17 protein-coding genes are annotated in these 16,546 nt (G+C 61.7%); 14 read left to right on the top strand and 3 right to left on the bottom strand.

Annotated features, from left to right (window positions below; all coding sequences use genetic code 11):
* Positions 1-168: 168 nt before the first annotated feature.
* A complete protein-coding gene (locus BLV27_RS05675; protein WP_139176559.1) occupies positions 169-2,595 on the top strand; it encodes a hypothetical protein in 2,427 nt (808 codons plus the stop codon).
* Between the two features lie 685 nt (positions 2,596-3,280).
* On the opposite strand, the gene BLV27_RS05670 is transcribed toward BLV27_RS05675, so the two are convergent.
* Positions 3,281-3,529: a DUF2842 domain-containing protein gene (locus BLV27_RS05670; protein ID WP_092643726.1), complete on the bottom strand. Its 249-nt coding sequence runs from the start codon at positions 3,527-3,529 to the stop codon at positions 3,281-3,283.
* A gap of 17 nt (positions 3,530-3,546) precedes the next feature.
* Entirely contained in the window at positions 3,547-4,842 is a 1,296-nt protein-coding gene (locus tag BLV27_RS05665; protein WP_092643723.1) for an adenylosuccinate synthase, read from the bottom strand.
* A gap of 137 nt (positions 4,843-4,979) precedes the next feature.
* Here BLV27_RS05665 and secG point away from each other — a divergent pair, with 137 nt between their 5' ends.
* From secG to BLV27_RS05650, 3 genes are all read left to right on the top strand, one after another.
* Complete coding sequence (gene secG / locus BLV27_RS05660) at positions 4,980-5,351, top strand: preprotein translocase subunit SecG (protein ID WP_092643720.1); 372 nt, start codon at positions 4,980-4,982, stop codon at positions 5,349-5,351.
* Between the two features lie 179 nt (positions 5,352-5,530).
* The gene (locus BLV27_RS05655) at positions 5,531-7,174 is read left to right on the top strand and encodes a CTP synthase (RefSeq protein ID WP_092643717.1); all 1,644 of its coding nucleotides are present in this window, start codon (positions 5,531-5,533) and stop codon (positions 7,172-7,174) included.
* Positions 7,175-7,218: 44 nt separating this feature from the next.
* Complete coding sequence (locus tag BLV27_RS05650; protein WP_092643714.1) at positions 7,219-8,091, top strand: PhzF family phenazine biosynthesis protein; 873 nt, start codon at positions 7,219-7,221, stop codon at positions 8,089-8,091.
* On the opposite strand, the gene BLV27_RS05645 is transcribed toward BLV27_RS05650, so the two are convergent.
* The gene (locus BLV27_RS05645; protein ID WP_092643861.1) at positions 8,092-8,883 is read right to left on the bottom strand and encodes a MipA/OmpV family protein; all 792 of its coding nucleotides are present in this window, start codon (positions 8,881-8,883) and stop codon (positions 8,092-8,094) included. It abuts the gene before it with no gap.
* Positions 8,884-9,036: 153 nt separating this feature from the next.
* Here BLV27_RS05645 and rlmJ point away from each other — a divergent pair, with 153 nt between their 5' ends.
* The 10 genes from rlmJ to BLV27_RS05595 all read left to right on the top strand — a co-directional run bounded on the left by rlmJ (position 9,037) and on the right by BLV27_RS05595 (position 16,452).
* Positions 9,037-9,816: a 23S rRNA (adenine(2030)-N(6))-methyltransferase RlmJ gene (gene rlmJ, locus BLV27_RS05640; protein WP_092643711.1), complete on the top strand. Its 780-nt coding sequence runs from the start codon at positions 9,037-9,039 to the stop codon at positions 9,814-9,816.
* A 3-nt stretch (positions 9,817-9,819) separates the two neighbouring features.
* Entirely contained in the window at positions 9,820-10,113 is a 294-nt protein-coding gene (locus tag BLV27_RS05635; RefSeq protein ID WP_092643708.1) for a DUF1330 domain-containing protein, read from the top strand.
* 38 nt (positions 10,114-10,151) lie between these two features.
* On the top strand, positions 10,152-10,592 hold the full coding sequence (locus BLV27_RS05630) for a tellurite resistance TerB family protein (protein WP_092643705.1): 441 nt from the start codon (positions 10,152-10,154) through the stop codon (positions 10,590-10,592).
* An 81-nt stretch (positions 10,593-10,673) separates the two neighbouring features.
* On the top strand, positions 10,674-11,447 hold the full coding sequence (locus tag BLV27_RS05625) for an ABC transporter ATP-binding protein (RefSeq protein WP_092643860.1): 774 nt from the start codon (positions 10,674-10,676) through the stop codon (positions 11,445-11,447).
* A gap of 52 nt (positions 11,448-11,499) precedes the next feature.
* The gene (locus tag BLV27_RS05620; protein WP_092643702.1) at positions 11,500-12,231 is read left to right on the top strand and encodes a transporter substrate-binding domain-containing protein; all 732 of its coding nucleotides are present in this window, start codon (positions 11,500-11,502) and stop codon (positions 12,229-12,231) included.
* A 3-nt stretch (positions 12,232-12,234) separates the two neighbouring features.
* On the top strand, positions 12,235-12,573 hold the full coding sequence (locus BLV27_RS05615; protein WP_092643699.1) for a hypothetical protein: 339 nt from the start codon (positions 12,235-12,237) through the stop codon (positions 12,571-12,573).
* 15 nt (positions 12,574-12,588) lie between these two features.
* On the top strand, positions 12,589-13,470 hold the full coding sequence (locus BLV27_RS05610; protein ID WP_092643696.1) for an ABC transporter permease: 882 nt from the start codon (positions 12,589-12,591) through the stop codon (positions 13,468-13,470).
* Positions 13,467-14,273, top strand: a complete 807-nt coding sequence (locus BLV27_RS05605; protein WP_092643693.1) for an ABC transporter permease — start codon at positions 13,467-13,469, stop codon at positions 14,271-14,273. The genes BLV27_RS05610 and BLV27_RS05605 overlap by 4 nt, the downstream gene beginning before the upstream one ends.
* Positions 14,270-15,619, top strand: a complete 1,350-nt coding sequence (locus BLV27_RS05600; protein WP_092643690.1) for a glutamine synthetase family protein — start codon at positions 14,270-14,272, stop codon at positions 15,617-15,619. Before BLV27_RS05605 ends, BLV27_RS05600 begins: the two co-directional genes overlap by 4 nt.
* Entirely contained in the window at positions 15,616-16,452 is an 837-nt protein-coding gene (locus tag BLV27_RS05595; RefSeq protein WP_092643687.1) for an EamA family transporter, read from the top strand. Before BLV27_RS05600 ends, BLV27_RS05595 begins: the two co-directional genes overlap by 4 nt.
* Positions 16,453-16,546: the final 94 nt, after the last annotated feature.

The raw sequence follows: 16,546 nt of genomic DNA, 5'->3' as shown, positions 1-16,546 counted from the left end.
ACGATTTGAATGGAATCGCCTGTTTATGTCCTAAGGTGAAGTGAAACAGGTTTCCCGTCCGGGATTATAGTGGAGGTGGCCCGTATGGTTCCCGCAAACAAGATTCTTACCGTCGCCTATGGTACTTTTTCGTGCACGCTCGAAGGGTTTGATGACCCGTTTTCGACCATGACCGACATCGCGGAGTACTTCCGTGACTTGGCCGCCGATGACCGTTTCTTCGGGGCCGAACCTCCCACTCCCGACATGGCGATGTTGCGCACGATCGCTGAAACCCGCGCCAAACATGCGGTTACGGCCCAGTCCGAGGACAATGGTGTGACCTTGCGCCCGTCGTCCGTCCCGGCAGCGGCCGCGATGACGGCGGCTTTCGACGCCAACGCGGCGACCGGGGAGCCGTCGACCGCACTTGCGGTCGGCATGGCGGGAAATGCCGCCGACGCCGGGCGGGTCGACACCTCGGACATCGAATCGCCGGTCCCAGATTCAGAGGGCGAGACGCCCACCATGGAAGCCGAAGCGGAAGTAGCCCCCGCCGAGGACGACGTAGCGTCGGAAACCGTAGCCCACGTAGCGTCAGAGGCTGCGGCCGATGTAGCCTCAGAAGCTGCGACCGATGAGATCGGCCCGGACGAGTATGAGGAGGACGAATCCGCCTCCTTCTTCACGGACGCCGCCGAAGAAGCCGCCGAAGAACAATCTCCGGAAGACAGCGAAGACACCACGGAGTCAATTGTCGAGGACGACAGCGTTGCCGCCAAACTGGCCCGCATCCGAGGCGTGGTTGAAGCAGATCGCCAGTCCGACTCGACCTATGCCGAGGACGAACATGCCGACGACATGATGACGACCGAGCCGGAGATGGCCGAAGACACGCTTGCCGCCGCTTTTGCCGCAGACGCGTTGGATGACGCACCGTTTGCCGAAGTGGAGGGTGAGGCTCCTATCGCCGAAGTGGAGAACGAGACACCCATTTTCGACGAGGAAGACAATACATCCGACGCGATCGGCAGCTCCGACATATGGGAAAGCGACAGCGACAGCGAAGATGCAATGGCCGACGATCTGGCCGGGATATTCCCCGCCGAACTAGACGCAACCGGCGGCGACACAGTTGCGGCGGAGGCCACCGAAGATACGGTAACGACCGCCCCCGCCGAGCAAGAAGAGCCGGCGACAGGAGAGGCGGAGATTACCTCTGAAGAGACCGCAGATGAAGACCTTTCGACCGAAGAAGACACAGCCGACGAGACCTTGTCGCCCCGTCAGGAACGCCGCATCCGCATCCGCAGAGTCCGCCAAGTTCAGGCCGAAGCCGAAGCCGCGGCACTTGCCGCCGCACACGCCGAATCCAGGGATGACGCCACTGACGGCATGGCCATTATTGACGAATACGACGACGAGACAGGCGGCGGTTCGGATGACGATGATCTGACGATTGAACTGGCTTCAATCGAAGCCGGATTGACCGGTGAGCCGACCGCAGGTCGAACCGAGGACGCATCCGAAGATGACGACCTCTTGGCCGAGTTGGCCGCGATTCGCGCCGACGAGGTTTCAGCCAAAACGGCTCAGGACACCGGTGACGTCGACCAAGACGAAGAGGAAGACGACTTCATTAGCTCATTCCTGGGCTACGACGCGGACGATGCGAAATTCGAGGCCGAACTTGCCTCTTACGTTTCCGTCGAGGACAGCACGGACGTCGTTGAAGCGGGCGTGATGACTGAAGACGACCACAGCGAAGAGGCCGTTGATGAAACGGAGGAGACGGTCGTCAACGCCGAAGCCGCGGACGATGAGCCCATGGAAGACGAGCTTGTGGACGTTAAGACAGCGGAACAGGACGCGACTGACGAGATGCCCGCCGATGACGGCGAAAATGCGCGCGAAGACGAGGACGACCATACTAAGGACAACCATACTGTCGTGCCGTCGGCTCCGGACATGGAGCGTCTTTTTGCCGCCACTGATAGTCGTCTTTCGGGCGAGGATACCTCGCGCCGTCATGCCAATATCTCACACTTGAAGGCCGCTGTGGCCGCACGCCGCGCCGACGGCCCGGTCGAGGAGAAAGCCGAAACCGAAACCGATGTGTATCGCGCCGATCTGGCCAGCACGGTGCGCCCGCGCCGCAATGCACCCTCGGTCGAGGCGCGGACACCCCGGCCGGAGCGCCCTGCGCCACTGGTCCTCGTGTCTGAACAGCGTGTCACCGAGACGCCAGCCGCCGATGTGGCCCCGGTTCAGCCGCGCCGCGCGCCCCGCACCGCCGAAGTTGAGGAGCGCGACGAAGCACTGGCCGGAGCCGAGGATTTCGAGGCCTTCGCGACAGACGTAGGGGCCAGCGACCTGTCCGACATCCTGGAGGCCGCCGCCGTCTACAGCACCAAGATCATGGGACAGGACAGCTTTTCGCGCCCTCGCTTGCTGCATCTCGCTGCTGAAGCGGTCGAAGACATGAGCCGCGAAGACGGTCTGCGGGGCTTTGGTCAGCTGTTGCGCGACGGTACAATCCGCAAGGTCAGCCGTGGCGTCTTCGCCTTGGCCGCAGACAGCCGCTATACCGAGGAAGCCGAGCGCCGCGTAGGCTGAGTTCAACATGTCAATCGAAGGCCCGCTGCCGCACACCGGGGCAGGCCTTTTTTTGCGCTTCGATCAATCCTGCTGAGAGAGGGCGAGACTGCGGAGCTTGATCGCCCGCTTGCAAATGCCCGCCTTCACACCGCCGGGCAAGGTTCGCGCTCAGGGCAGTGCACTCGTCTAAACGGATCGAAATCAACGACCTACCGAATCCGACAATCAACGAACTTCACGCCCAACCGCGCACACCGGAACGACAGAACCCCGAGTTTTTTCAAAGCAAAAACTGGGGGTTGAAACCTGACATCGCCGTGACGCGCCCCTTCTGACACCTGCAAAGCGGCCCTCATCCGCATAAGATGTTTGTCGGCGATCCGATGTGGGATCGCGCCAAATGCTGCCCATCTCGAAGGATCAACGGTCGTAGAGAACTCTGAAATGGAATTCGGGTGCGGCTCAAAGTCGATCGCCGGAGGAGGGGGCAACCCGAAATCCGTCGCGCGGCTTACGTGGCAAGGTTCACACGCCGCAAGAAAAGCCGGGTTCAGATGGAGGTAAATCTGCTCAATGCCCCCGCGCGGTCGCCCCAGAGGCAGCCGCCGTGATGGAAATTCAGAAATACCGGCAAGTTTGAGGTACCCTTTCGCGAATGATGGCCCAGAAGGAGGCCGTCGACGTCGGGCGACCGAGCGTCGTGTCAGTCAGAATCGGACGACGCCGGGGCGTCCGGATCTTCGCGTGAGGTACCAAGGAAAATCGGCTTGAGCGGAAAAAATGCCACGACTCCCAGCACGATGTAGATTCCCAGTTCCACCAAAAGTGGCGGCTGGCCGAAATGGTCGTAGACCAACCCCATGACGCCCACCATCAGCCCGATATACAACGGCAACCCAACCAGCAGAATGAACAGCGACAGGCGCTTACGGGTCTTGTGCGTGAGCGCCATGCGCGGGACCTCCGGTATCAATCCTCGAACGGGTCGGTCACGAGGATCGTGTCCTCCCGCTCGGGTGAGGTGGAGAGTAGGGCGACAGGGCACTGGATCAATTCTTCGACCCGGCGAACGTATTTGATGGCTTCGGCGGGAAGATCGGCCCAACTGCGCGCACCCTCGGTCGACTGCGACCACCCAGGCATTTCCTCGTAAACGGGTGTGCAGCGCGCCTGAGCGTCGGCGGCGAAAGGCAGGTGGTCGATCTGTTGGCCATCAAGCTCATAGCCGACACAGATCTTCAGCGTCTCAAACCCATCGAGCACGTCGAGTTTGGTGAGCGCGATGCCGTTCACGCCGGAGGTAGCGCAGGTCTGGCGGACGAGGACCGCATCGAACCAGCCACAACGGCGCTTGCGGCCTGTCACGGTGCCGAATTCATGGCCCCGTTCACCCAGCCGCTGTCCGTCAGCATCATCCAGTTCGGCAGGGAAAGGCCCTTCGCCGACGCGGGTCGTATAAGCCTTCACGATGCCCAGCACGAAGTCGATCGCGCCGGGGCCGATACCCGTGCCTGTTGCCGCCTGACCTGCGATGACATTCGACGAGGTCACGAACGGGTAGGTGCCGAAATCGATATCAAGCAGCGCCCCTTGCGCCCCCTCGAACAGGATGCGTTTGCCGGCGCGCCGCTTCTGGTCCAGTACCTTCCAGACCGGGGCCGCGTATTCCAGAACGAGCGGTGCCACGTCGCGCAGTTGTGCCAGGAGGGCATCGCGGTCCACAGCCTCCATCCCCAGTCCGCGCCGCAGGGCGTCGTGGTGGGCCAGCGCGCGATCGACGCGGGTTTGCAGCGTGGCATCATCGGCCAAATCGGCAACGCGGATGGCCCGGCGACCGACCTTGTCCTCGTAGGCGGGACCGATGCCGCGCCCGGTCGTGCCTATCTTGGTGCCCTTCGCCGAGGCTTCTTCCCGTGCGCGGTCAAGCTCGCCGTGAATCGGTAAGATCAGGGGCGTGTTCTCGGCTATCATCAAGGTCTCGGGCGTGATCGTCACACCCTGCTCGCGCAGTTGTGCGATTTCGCGGATCAGGTGCCAGGGGTCCAGCACGACGCCGTTGCCGATGACCGACAGCTTGCCGCCCCGCACAATGCCCGAGGGCAGCAGAGAAAGCTTGTAGACCTTGCCGTCGATGACCAGCGTGTGGCCCGCGTTGTGCCCCCCCTGGAAACGCGCGATGACATCCGCCCGCTCGGACAGCCAGTCGACGATCTTGCCCTTGCCTTCGTCGCCCCACTGGGCACCGACCACCACTACGTTCGCCATCGCTCTCGGCCCTCGATCTGGTTGAAACCGCGTCCACCTACCCCAGCCCCAGCCGGGGGGAAAGCCCAGCTTGCGGGTCTTGCGGCAGACGCGCTCAACCCATAGGTAGCCGGAAACATCAGATTGAGCGGCCCGCCATGGAAAATGTCATCCTCGTCATCCACCTGATCCTTGCGCTGTCATTGATCGGCATTGTTTTGATGCAGCGGTCCGAAGGCGGTGGCATGGGTCTTGGCGGCGGCGGCGGCGGTGGCGCAATCACTGGTCGGCAAGCCGCGACAGGCATGACCAAGCTGACCTGGGTGCTGGCAGTCGGGTTTCTGGTGACCTCGATCTCGCTGACGATCGTGGCCGCGCAGAATGCTTCGGGTACCTCGGTTCTGGACGACGGCGGCTTGCTGCCTCCGACCACGGAAGACGCGGCCCCCGTGCCCCCTGTTCCGTCTGGCGAGTCGCTGCTGCCGCCAAGCGCAGACGGTGCTCCGGTCACGCCGCCGCGGTCCGAATAATATCACCCGCTCGGGAATACCGGGCATATCTAGACAAATCGGGACTTGAGCTATCAGGATATAGCGGGCTGCGGTTGCGGCCTGCGGCATTTTCCTGCTATTCTCAAATCCCGTGATGGGTGAGTTCGGATCGTGATTCTGACCTCCCGACTCAAGTTTACTCGCGGGAGCATCCGGCCATGGCACGTTTCATCTTCATCACCGGTGGTGTGGTGTCATCGCTTGGCAAAGGTCTTGCCTCCGCCGCGCTCGGGGCGCTGTTGCAGGCGCGGGGATACACGGTGCGACTGCGCAAGCTCGACCCCTACCTGAATGTCGATCCGGGAACGATGTCGCCGTTTGAACATGGGGAGGTTTTCGTAACCGACGACGGTGCCGAAACCGATCTGGACCTGGGGCACTACGAACGGTTCACCGGCGTCGCGGCGCGATCCACCGATTCGATCAGTTCCGGCCGAGTCTATTCGAACGTGTTGGAGAAAGAACGGCGAGGCGATTACCTGGGCAAGACGATTCAGGTGATTCCGCACGTCACCAACGAGATCAAGGATTTCATTCGGATCGGCGAAGACGAGGTCGATTTCATGCTCTGCGAGATCGGCGGGACCGTGGGCGACATCGAGGGCCTGCCGTTTTTCGAAGCGATCCGCCAATTCAGTCAGGAGAAACCCCGCGGGGAATGCGTGCTGATGCACCTGACCCTGCTGCCGTACATCAAGGCCTCGGGGGAGCTTAAGACCAAGCCCACCCAGCATTCGGTCAAGGAGCTGCGCTCCATTGGCTTGGCACCCGACATCCTCGTGTGCCGCTCCGAAGGGCCGATTCCGGTCAAGGAACGCGAGAAGCTGGCACTGTTCTGCAATGTGCGCCCGGATTCAGTGATTGCAGCACAAGACCTGAAGTCGATCTACGAGGCCCCGCTGGCCTATCACCGGGAAGGCATGGACCAAGCGGTGCTCGATGCATTTGGTATCGCCCCGGCCCCGAAGCCGAACCTGACCCGCTGGGAAGACGTGGTCGATCGCATCCATAATACGGACGGCGAGGTGCGCGTGGCCATCGTGGGCAAGTACACGCAGCTGGAAGATGCCTACAAATCCATCGCCGAGGCGCTGACCCACGGGGGCATGGCGAACCGCGTGAAGGTGAAAATCGAGTGGATCGACGCCGAGGTTTTTGAAACAGAGGATGTCGCCCCCCACCTGGAGCGGTTGAACGCCATCCTTGTCCCCGGCGGCTTTGGCGAGCGGGGGACCGAGGGCAAGATCAAGGCCGCACAATTCGCACGCGAGAAGAAGATCCCCTACTTGGGCATCTGCCTCGGGATGCAGATGGCAGTGATCGAGGCGGCCCGAAACATGGCCCATATCGGCGATGCCGCGTCCGAGGAATTCAGCGAGGGCGTTGATCCAAGCAACTTCACCCCCGTGGTCTATCACCTGAAGGAATGGGTGCAGGGCAACGCCAAGGTCACCCGCGCCAAGGACGACGACAAGGGCGGCACGATGCGCCTCGGATCCTATGACGCGGTGCTGACCGAAGGGTCGCATGTGGCCGATGCCTACGGGACGACCAACATCGAGGAGCGTCATCGCCACCGCTACGAGGTTGATATCAAGTTTCGAGAGCAGCTGGAGAAGAACGGCCTGACCTTTTCCGGCATGTCGCCCGACGGCCGCCTGCCCGAGATCGTCGAGGTCAAGGATCATCCTTGGTATATCGGCGTGCAATTCCACCCCGAGTTGAAGTCCAAGCCCTTTGCGCCGCACCCGCTGTTCGCGGATTTCGTGCGCGCGGCAAAGGAGCAGTCCCGTCTTGTCTGATCATACGCCGGTACCCGGCAAACACTGCAAAAGGAAACGTCCAGATGGATGACTTGAGCTTTGAGGTCTGGGACGTGTTCACCGACACGCCCTTCACGGGGAATCCTTTGGCCATCGTTGAAACTGACGGAAGCCTGAGCACGGCGCAGATGCAGACCATCGCGCGACAGTTCAACCTGTCCGAGACGATCTTCCTGATGCCGCCGCGCGATCCCGCCAATGCAGCGCGGGCGCGAATTTTCTTTCCAACCTCCGAAATTCCATTCGCCGGGCACCCGACCATCGGCGCGGCACTTTTTCTCGCGGGGCGGCATGGGCTCACGGATGTGCGATTGGAGGAAGAGGCCGGGCTGGTCCCGGTAGCCATTCGCGATGGCCGGGCGCAGTTCACCGCACCCGTTATCCCGGTGCCGCATGGCGGTGCCGCCGTGCCGGTATCGCTATGCGCCGAGGCGCTCGGCCTGACGGAAGACGCGATCGGGCCGCACGCGCCACGCGCACACATCGGCGGTCCAGCGTTCCTTTATATCCCGGTCCGCGACCGAGAGACCCTGGCCCGGGCGCGCCCGATGGAACCTGCCTGGACCGCCCTGATGGAGCACTGCGCCGTGGACAGCGCATGGCTGTACGATCCCGATTTGAACGCGAGGATGTTTTCGCCAACGGCGGGTGTGCCGGAAGACCCTGCTACCGGGTCGGCCAGCGCAATCCTTGCGTCGCAGCTCCTGATCAATAGCGCATTGCCCGAAGGGACGACGCGGCATTCAATCCGTCAGGGCGAAGACATGGGCCGCCCGTCATCTATCGGGTTCGAGGTTGACGTCAAAAACGGGAATATTACCGCCGTCCGCATCTCGGGTCAGGCGGTCCCGATCAGCCGGGGGCAGATCCGCGTACCCCCAGCCGATCAGGCATAATCAGAACCCGAGCGTGAACCGGCGGGTAAAGCCGATGGAGGCCGAAACCTGTTCATCGTCGCGGGTAATCGGACTGTCGGCTGCATCGTTCTGCAGCTTGTCATAGTTGATCGTCGCGTCGATGCCCCAGTTGTCATTGATTCGGTATGCGGCCCCGAACTCCACACCGGCGGACAGCAAGCCGCCTGAGGCGTCGAAGCGGGTGAACCCGCTGGCACCGGCTTCCGCAGCGGTCACACCAAAATAAGTCGACGCGTAATCGCTGTCGCCGAACAGCACCCGCGGGCCAGCGCGCAGAGAAAAGCGATCGGTCGGGCGCAGGATGACATCGGCCCCGGCCTCGGCGACGAAGGACTCGTGCCCGATCACGCCATAGCGGATATCCCCGAAAGTAGAGAAATTCTCAGTGCTGTAACGCAGTCCACCGCCCAGTTCGACCGATGTATCGACGTCGTTCAATCCGGCGAGTTCGGGGCTGTCGGCATCGTCACGGGATCCGATGTACCGGAAAGAGCCACCGAAGCTGAGGCCGCGCCGTTGGTAAAGCGGATCCGGGTTGCCGAAGGTGAAACCTCCGAGGCGCAGATAGTTCAATTCCGCCCCCAGCGCCGGGCCGATTTCCTGCTCATCTGAGCCGAAATACTCGGGCGCAGTGGCCACGCCACCGCGAAGGGTAAAGCCCAGAGCAGGTCCTTGGCCCTGACTGGAGAACACGGTCGCGCCCAAATCCTGCGCCGTGGCGGCGGCGGAAGATGCGGTCAGGGCGACAGCGGCGAGGGTCAGGCGAAACATTTCGAAATCCGAGAATGTGAGCAAATCAGCAGGTCTTGATGGCTACGTAGCACGGCACTTGCCAAAGGCACATTCAATCTTCCGCTATCGCGTTCGACAGACCACGCTGACCGACGCCTTGCGAAGGCGGCGCGGGGCCGCTAGCCCGCTACGATGCTGTCCTATCAACATGCCTATCACGCGGGAAACGCTGCCGACGTCCACAAACACGCCGTTCTGGCGGCAGCGCTGGCGTATTTGACGAACAAAGACAAAGCTTTATCGTACATCGAGACGCATGCGGGGCGTGGTCTCTACGACCTTAAGGATGCCGCAGCCACCAAGACCGGAGAGGCTGTCGAAGGTGTGGTGCGCCTGCATCACCGTTTTCCCAAAAGTCATCCGTACCGACAGGTTCTGGCGGATACGCATGCGGAATACGGTGCGAATGCCTACCCTGGCTCGCCCTTGATCGCAGCAAAATTGCTGCGCCGATTCGACCGAATCGATCTTGCGGAATTGCACCCCCAGGAACATGCCGCGCTTACGACCGCGATGCCCGAAAGCCCCAACACCCGCATCCACAAACGGGACGGGCTTGAGATGGCCAAGGCTCTCACACCGCCCGATCCTCGGCGGGGTCTGATGCTTATCGACCCATCTTGGGAAATTCGTGACGACTACGCGCGCCTTGCAGCGCTTTTGCCCAGATTGCATCGCAAGTGGGGCGTGGGAGTCGTCATGCTGTGGTACCCGATCCTGCCGGATCGGCGGCATCTGCCAATGACGCGCGCCCTACGAGAAACCATCCCCGAAATCATTCTGCACGAGGTTCGCTTCGCGCCGGCTCGTACGGGGCATGGAATTGAAGGGTCGGGGATGGCGGTAATCAACCCGCCGTGGGGCTTGGCTGAAGAAGCCGCGCAACTGACAACAATCTTTAAGGAGAGATAAATAATGGCCAAGGGTTTCTGGATCGCGCACGGGCGCGTCGACGATATCGTGAAATATGATCTTTACCGCGCTGCGAACGCGGCCCCGCTGGCCGAGTTCGGCGGGCGTTTTCTGGTGCGTGGCGGCGCGCGCGAAACGGTCGAGGGAGAAGCCAAGCCACGGACCGTGGTGATCGAGTTTCCCAGCTACGAAGCCGCGCGCGCCTGCTATGACAGCCCCGGCTACCAAGAGGCCTTGAAATTGCGGCAAGGCATAAGCGAGAGCGATCTGGTCATCGCGGAAGGTTGGGACGGCTGAGACTGGTCGAAAGGCCGGAACAGACTTATATCCCGACTATGTTTACTGATCTGCTGCGCCGACTGACGGCCCCCGCCCCCGCCCGCCTGCCTGAACCCGATGCCCGTGTGGCGCTGGCCGCACTGCTGGTGCGCGTGGCGCGCAGCGACGGCCACTATGCCAAGGCTGAGAGGTCGCAAATCGACCGGGTTTTGGCCAAGCGCTACGGCCTTGATATGGGGGCCGTCACCGACCTGCGTGGCCAAGCCGAAATCCTGGAAGCGGAGGCCCCGGATACAGTGCGTTTCACCCGCGCGATAAAGGATGCCGTCGACCTTGAGGACCGCATCGCGGTGATTGAGTCGCTCTGGTCCATCGTTCTGGCAGACGGGGCGCGCGATGCCGAAGAAGACAGCCTGCTTCGCCTGCTTGCGAATCTTTTGGGCGTTGGCGACCGCGACAGCAATCTGGCGCGCAAACGGGCCGAAGACGGAGCCTAAAAGGGGGCGCGATCAGCCTTGACCATTGCAATCCCCGCCGATTTACGGCGTAACCGCGGCATCCGCACGACCGAGGTTCAATTGCCCGACACACCGCCTGTCATCGAAATCCGCCATCTTCACAAGGCTTATGGCCAGTTGGAGGTTTTGAAGGGCGTTGATTTGCATGCAAACCAGGGGCAGGTCATCTCGCTCATCGGCTCGTCAGGCTCGGGTAAATCAACGCTTCTGCGCTGCGCAAATCTGCTGGAAGACAGCCAGCAGGGCGAAATCCTGTTTTGCGAGGAATCGGTCAAATGGCGCGGCACTGGGCATAACCGGCGTCCGGCAGATGCGTCGCAAATCACCCGCATTCGCACGAACCTGTCCATGGTGTTCCAGTCGTTCAACCTGTGGTCGCATATGACCATCCTTCAGAACGTGATGGAGGCTCCGGTGCAAGTGCTACGCCGCGACCCCAAAGAGGTCGAGGAAAAGGCGCGGATGTATTTGGAAAAGGTCGGCATTGCCGACAAGGCCGACGCTTGGCCCGCACAATTGTCTGGTGGGCAGCAACAGCGCGCTGCGATCGCGCGCGCCCTGTGCATGGAGCCCAAGGCGCTGCTTTTCGACGAGCCGACCTCAGCCCTTGACCCCGAACTTGAGCAAGAGGTGATCCGCGTCATCAAGGCCCTTGCCGAGGAAGGACGGACCATGGTGATCGTAACGCACGATATGAATCTGGCGCGTGACGTCAGCGACCACGTTATCTTCCTGCACAAGGGCCTGATCGAGGAGGAGGGCGCACCCGATGCGCTTTTCGGCTCGCCTAAATCCGAACGTCTGCGCGGTTTTCTCAGCGCGACGTCCAACTGACTTTACCTGCAAACCCCGATCAAATCGGGGAAGCACAACACGGAGAGACCTTATGAAACTGTTTTTGACTGCGGCGCTTATGACCGCGACCGCCACCGCTGGAATGGCCGACGGGCATGCCAAGACCGTCCGCATGGGCACCGAAGGCGCTTATGCTCCGTACAACTTCCTGAACGATGCAGGCGAAGTTGATGGCTTCGAGCGCGAAGTGGGTGACGAGCTGTGCGCCCGTGCCGAGCTGACCTGCGAGTGGGTCACCAACGATTGGGACAACATCATTCCCAACCTAACGAGCGGAAACTACGACACGATCATCGCGGGGATGAGCATCACCGACGAGCGTGAGGAAGTCATCGATTTCACCCAAAACTACTTCCCACCCGCCGCTTCGGCCTTTGCCGCCATGTCCGCCGATGCCGATCTGGCCGGGGGCGTGATCGCCGCGCAGACTGGAACGATCCAGTCAGGCTACGTTGCCGAATCCGGCGCGACACTGCTGGAATTCGCCACCTATGATGAAACCGTCGCCGCGGTGCGCAATGGCGAAGCCGACGCTGTCTTTGCCGACAAGGACGCCCTGGTCCCTACTGTCGAGGAATCCGCCGGTGAGATGACATTTGCGGGCGACGATGTGCCGCTGGGCGATGGCATTGGGCTTGGCCTGCGGGAAAGCGACACCGAGCTCAAGGAGCAGTTCAACACCGCGATCCAGTCGATGAAGGACGATGGCAGCCTAAATGAACTGATCATCAAATGGTTCGGCGAAGACGCCAAGACGTTCTGATCAATGTGGGGGCCGCTGATAACGTTGCGGCGCAAGCTGCGGCCCCTGCCCACCGTCGCGTGGGTGTTCCTGTTTCGGCGCGTCTGGCGAAGGCGGGAGCGTAAACCATTGTTTCACTTTGCCCTTCCGCCGACGGGTTTCAATCAGGATATTCTCGTACGCGAACCTGATCCCGCCAAGGCCTTGGCGATGGCAAAGACCCATGGTTCGAAACATCTGGACCCGCTTGGCGAGATCACGGCGATGCGCGAAGCAGACCGACGTGACTTCAAGGACGACGCTGTCATCTCGTATACGCAGCGGCGTCATTTCGGGCTGCCCGACCCGCGCGGGCACATTTAGAATGAGCTACGCCTGATGTTCGCCTGCACCGACCCCGATACGCTGAGCGGCCTAAACTGGCTGATGTGCTACCTGACGACGGGCAAGCACATGGCGTTCTACGGGGCGTTCGGCACAGTGTTGTTGCTGCTGGCGATCACGGCCCCGGTATCACTGGCCTTTGGCTTCGGTGGCGCGATGGCGGCACGGTCGCCGATCGCCCCACTCAGCTGGTTTGGTAAGCTCTATATCGCGATCGTCAGGGGGGTGCCCGACATCGCGTTCTTCCTGTTCTTCGTCATCGCGCTGGACCAAGGCATCGAATACCTGCGCCATAAGATCAAATGCCCGGACTGGGACGAACCGATCCGCCAAGGCAGCGATTTCCTGGTCTGCCAGGCGGCCAAGATGCCATTAGGCACCTCGCCCCAATGGGTGCACGAATCCTACGGTTTCGCTCTCGCCGTGCTTACCTTTGCCATCGTCTTCGGTGCTTTTGCGGCCAGCGTGATCTTCGGCGCGATGAAGACGGTCCCCCACAACCAGATCGAGACGGCCGAGGCCTATGGCATGACACCCCGCCAGACGTTCTGGCGCATCGTTGTGCCGCAGATGTGGGTCTATGCCCTGCCCGGACTTGGCAATCTCTGGATGGTTCTGATCAAGGCAACGCCGCTTTTATTCCTGCTGGGGGTCGAGGATATCGTTTATTGGGCGCGTGAACTCGGCGCAGCCAAAACGGCCCGGTTCTCCGATTACCCGCACCCCGACTGGCGAATTTATTACTTCCTTGCCCTTTTGGTCTTTTATCTCGGCTTCACCCGTGTGTCGGAGATCGTAATTTCCCGCCTGACCCGCCGCCTGTCGACAGGACAGGCAACAGCGGGCGGCGAAGCCTTGCGAAAGGCCGGTGCATGACCTGCTGGGACGTGGTGATGGACTATGGCTTGCGGTCGCTCGGATATGGCGAACGGCTTCTGCCGCGGACTGATTTCACCCTCTGCCAGCAGGTTGTCCTCATCGGCTCGGGCATGATCTGGAACATCTATTTCGGCGTACTGGCCCTGATATCGGGCTTCGCGCTGGCCACGCTGGTTGCGGTTGGCAAGGCCCAGTCGAACCCCTGGCTGCGCAAGCCGGCCGAGTGGTTCATATTCCTGTTCCGCGGCAGCCCGCTCTTCATCCAGTTCTTCTTCGGCTATTTCCTGTTCCTGTCCCTGAAACAGGCGTTTCCGATATTCGAGCCATTCGCTTCCGCCTGGGCAGGTGCCTTGGTCGTGCTGTTCCTGAACACCTCCGCCTATACCGGCGAGATCTTCTACGGCGCGCTGATGTCGGTGCCGAAGGGTGACCAGGAGGCCGCCAGCGCATACGGCCTGACCGGTTGGCGGCGTTTCAGGCGGATCACCTGGCCCACGATGTTGCGGCTGGCCTGGCCCGCCTACACGAACGAGGCGATTTTCCTGTTTCATGCCACGGTCCTGGTTTTCTTCACCGGCTTCCCGGCGATACAACAGAGGGGCGACGCGCTCTATTACGCCAGCTACTTTGCCGACAAGACGTTCAACCCCTTCGTGCCCTACCCGATCCTGGCGGCGTATTTCGTCCTCTTGACGTTGGTGGTGATCGGGATCATGGGCGCGGTGAACCGGCACTTGAACCGGCACCTTCCCCAAGCCGCAGGGCGACGCCCACGGCTGCTACCCCAGATCATCAGATGATGGACGCCGTTCCGACCGGCTGGCTTCACGCCAATCCCACTGTTCATTCCGTCCGCGTCGCCGCCTGCGACCTGAACGCTCAGGCACGCGGCAAGCGCATCCCCCGGCGCTTCGCGCACAAGCTGGAAGTAGAGGGAACACGCTTTCCCTATTCCGTTCTGAACCTCGACATCTGGGGCGAGGATATTGAGGACAGCCCGCTGGTCTTCGAGAGCGGCGATGCCGATGGCATCCTCAAGCCGACGGAACGCGGTTTCGTGTTGATGCCATGGCTGGACACACCGACCGCGCTTCTTCCGGTTTGGATGTATCACCCCGATGGGCGGCCTTTTGCCGGCGATCCGCGCCACGCGCTGGCCGCCGTCCTCGCCCGGTATTCAGCGCGCGGCCTGACTCCCGTGGTCGCGACCGAGATGGAGTTCTATCTCGTGGACGATAGTACGCGTCAGCTTCGCGTGCCGAAATCACCGACCTCTGGCAAACGGCGCCCGGGCGCACAGACCCTGTCGATGCGCGCGCTCGACAGTTTTGACCGCTTTTTCACGGAGCTTTACGACGCCTGCGAAACGATGGACATTCCCGCCCAGACCGCAATTTCAGAAGCGGGCATCGGCCAGTTCGAGATCGATCTGGCCCACCAGCCCGATGCAATGAAGGCCGCGGACGATGCATGGTTCTTCAAGCTGCTGTTGCAGGGTCAGGCGCGCAAGCATGGCTTCGCGGCCAGTTTCATGGCCAAGCCCTATCCGGATTATGCGGGCAACGGGATGCACGTGCACTTCTCGGTTCTGGATGCCGAAGGGCGCAACATCTTTGACGATGGCACCGACAAAGGTTCAGCGACGCTGCGCCACGCGGTTGCGGGATTGCTGACCTCGGCCCCGGCATCAACGCTCATCTTTGCCCCGCATCTGAACAGCTACGACCGCCTGGTACCCGGAGCACATGCGCCCACCGGCATTTGCTGGGCCTATGAAAACCGCACGACAGCGGTGCGCATCCCGGCCTCGCCCAATGTGGCCCGACGGATCGAGCATAGGATTTCAGGCGGCGACGTGAACCCCTACCTGCTGCTGGCGTGCATCCTCGGTGCTGCGCTGGCGGGGATCGAGGACGCGGAGGAGCCACCGGCGGCGATCACCGGAAATGCCTATGCGCTCGACCTGCCACAAGTGCCGGACACATGGGCAGACGCCATTGATCGGTTCGAGAACGACCCACGCACACCCCGCTTGTTGCCCCCGGCGCTGATCGCGAACCTCGTGATGACCAAGCGCCAGGAAATGCGCGACATCGAAGAATTGTCCGAGGACGAGCGAGTGGACCTCTACCTCGACACCGTATGACGGCAGGCGTGTTCATGGCGGTGATGGGGGCCGCGTTCCTGCATGCAGCTTGGAACGGGCTGATCAAATCGGGTGCCTCCAAAGTCAGTGGAATCGCCATACTGACGGTGGTTCAGGGCGCGATAGCGGTCGTTATCGCCCAGGCCCATCCGTTGCCGACCCCGCAGGTCTGGCCCTGGTTGCTGGCGTCCGGGGCGTTTCACGCAGGCTATAAGCTGTTCCTTGCATTCGCTTACGAACAAGGCGACCTGAGCCGTGTCTACCCCATCGCGCGCGGGGCTGCGCCGATGGTCGTACTCTTGGTCAGCCCCCTTCTGCTGTCCGACATAATGACCACCGCCGAGGTTGCCGGCGTACTTTTGCTGGGCTGCGGTATCGCCGCCATGGCCGCCGGCAGCTTACGCGCAAGGGAAGCACGACGGCTGGTGCCTTATGCGCTCGGGTCCGCGCTGATGACGGCGGGCTATACGATTGTTGACGGATCCGGCGCACGCGTTGCTTTGACGGCTACACAATACGTGGCTTGGCTTTTCATCTTGGATGTCGTGATCTTTTCGCCGGTGATCACCGTGTTGCGGGGTTCCGATGTGTGGCGCGCCAGTCCACGCGCGTGGGGCATTGGTGCGATCGCTGCGGCCTTGAGCTATGGAGCCTATGCCATTGCCGTATGGGCAATGACGGTCGCGCCTATCGCACTGGTCGGGGCATTACGCGAAACGTCGATCCTTTTCGCCGTTTTGATCGGCTGGATCGTCCTTGGCGAGACGGTCGATCGCTGGAAGGCCGTGGCCGCCGTCGTAATCGTCGCCGGAGTGGCACTGACCCGACTTTAGCGGGGTAGGACCAGACCCATTCCCATCGGAATCGCTTGCCTGCCCTACCTACTACGGTGACGGCACCTCCGGCCATTCGAGGCTTCAGGATATC

This window comes from Jannaschia faecimaris, from assembly GCF_900107415.1.
GTDB lineage: Bacteria > Pseudomonadota > Alphaproteobacteria > Rhodobacterales > Rhodobacteraceae > Jannaschia > Jannaschia faecimaris.
Note: the sequence above shows the minus strand (reverse complement) of the source record. Positions and strands in the feature narration are given on the sequence as shown.

Bases quoted from the DNA above. Each gene is read 5' to 3' on its own strand.
- BLV27_RS05610 (WP_092643696.1), top strand. From the start codon at position 12,589: ATGTTCGCCTGCACCGACCCCGATACGCTGAGCGGCCTAAACTGGCTG.
- BLV27_RS05655 (WP_092643717.1), top strand. From the start codon at position 5,531: ATGGCACGTTTCATCTTCATCACCGGTGGTGTGGTGTCATCGCTTGGC.
- BLV27_RS05665 (WP_092643723.1), bottom strand. From the start codon at position 4,842: ATGGCGAACGTAGTGGTGGTCGGTGCCCAGTGGGGCGACGAAGGCAAG.
- BLV27_RS05670 (WP_092643726.1), bottom strand. From the start codon at position 3,529: ATGGCGCTCACGCACAAGACCCGTAAGCGCCTGTCGCTGTTCATTCTG.
- BLV27_RS05635 (WP_092643708.1), top strand. From the start codon at position 9,820: ATGGCCAAGGGTTTCTGGATCGCGCACGGGCGCGTCGACGATATCGTG.
- BLV27_RS05650 (WP_092643714.1), top strand. From the start codon at position 7,219: ATGGATGACTTGAGCTTTGAGGTCTGGGACGTGTTCACCGACACGCCC.
- BLV27_RS05620 (WP_092643702.1), top strand. From the start codon at position 11,500: ATGAAACTGTTTTTGACTGCGGCGCTTATGACCGCGACCGCCACCGCT.
- BLV27_RS05675 (WP_139176559.1), top strand. From the start codon at position 169: ATGACCGACATCGCGGAGTACTTCCGTGACTTGGCCGCCGATGACCGT.
- BLV27_RS05645 (WP_092643861.1), bottom strand. From the start codon at position 8,883: ATGTTTCGCCTGACCCTCGCCGCTGTCGCCCTGACCGCATCTTCCGCC.
- BLV27_RS05605 (WP_092643693.1), top strand. From the start codon at position 13,467: ATGACCTGCTGGGACGTGGTGATGGACTATGGCTTGCGGTCGCTCGGA.
- BLV27_RS05630 (WP_092643705.1), top strand. From the start codon at position 10,152: ATGTTTACTGATCTGCTGCGCCGACTGACGGCCCCCGCCCCCGCCCGC.
- BLV27_RS05600 (WP_092643690.1), top strand. From the start codon at position 14,270: ATGATGGACGCCGTTCCGACCGGCTGGCTTCACGCCAATCCCACTGTT.
- secG (WP_092643720.1), top strand. From the start codon at position 4,980: ATGGAAAATGTCATCCTCGTCATCCACCTGATCCTTGCGCTGTCATTG.
- BLV27_RS05615 (WP_092643699.1), top strand. From the start codon at position 12,235: ATGTGGGGGCCGCTGATAACGTTGCGGCGCAAGCTGCGGCCCCTGCCC.
- rlmJ (WP_092643711.1), top strand. From the start codon at position 9,037: ATGCTGTCCTATCAACATGCCTATCACGCGGGAAACGCTGCCGACGTC.
- BLV27_RS05595 (WP_092643687.1), top strand. From the start codon at position 15,616: ATGACGGCAGGCGTGTTCATGGCGGTGATGGGGGCCGCGTTCCTGCAT.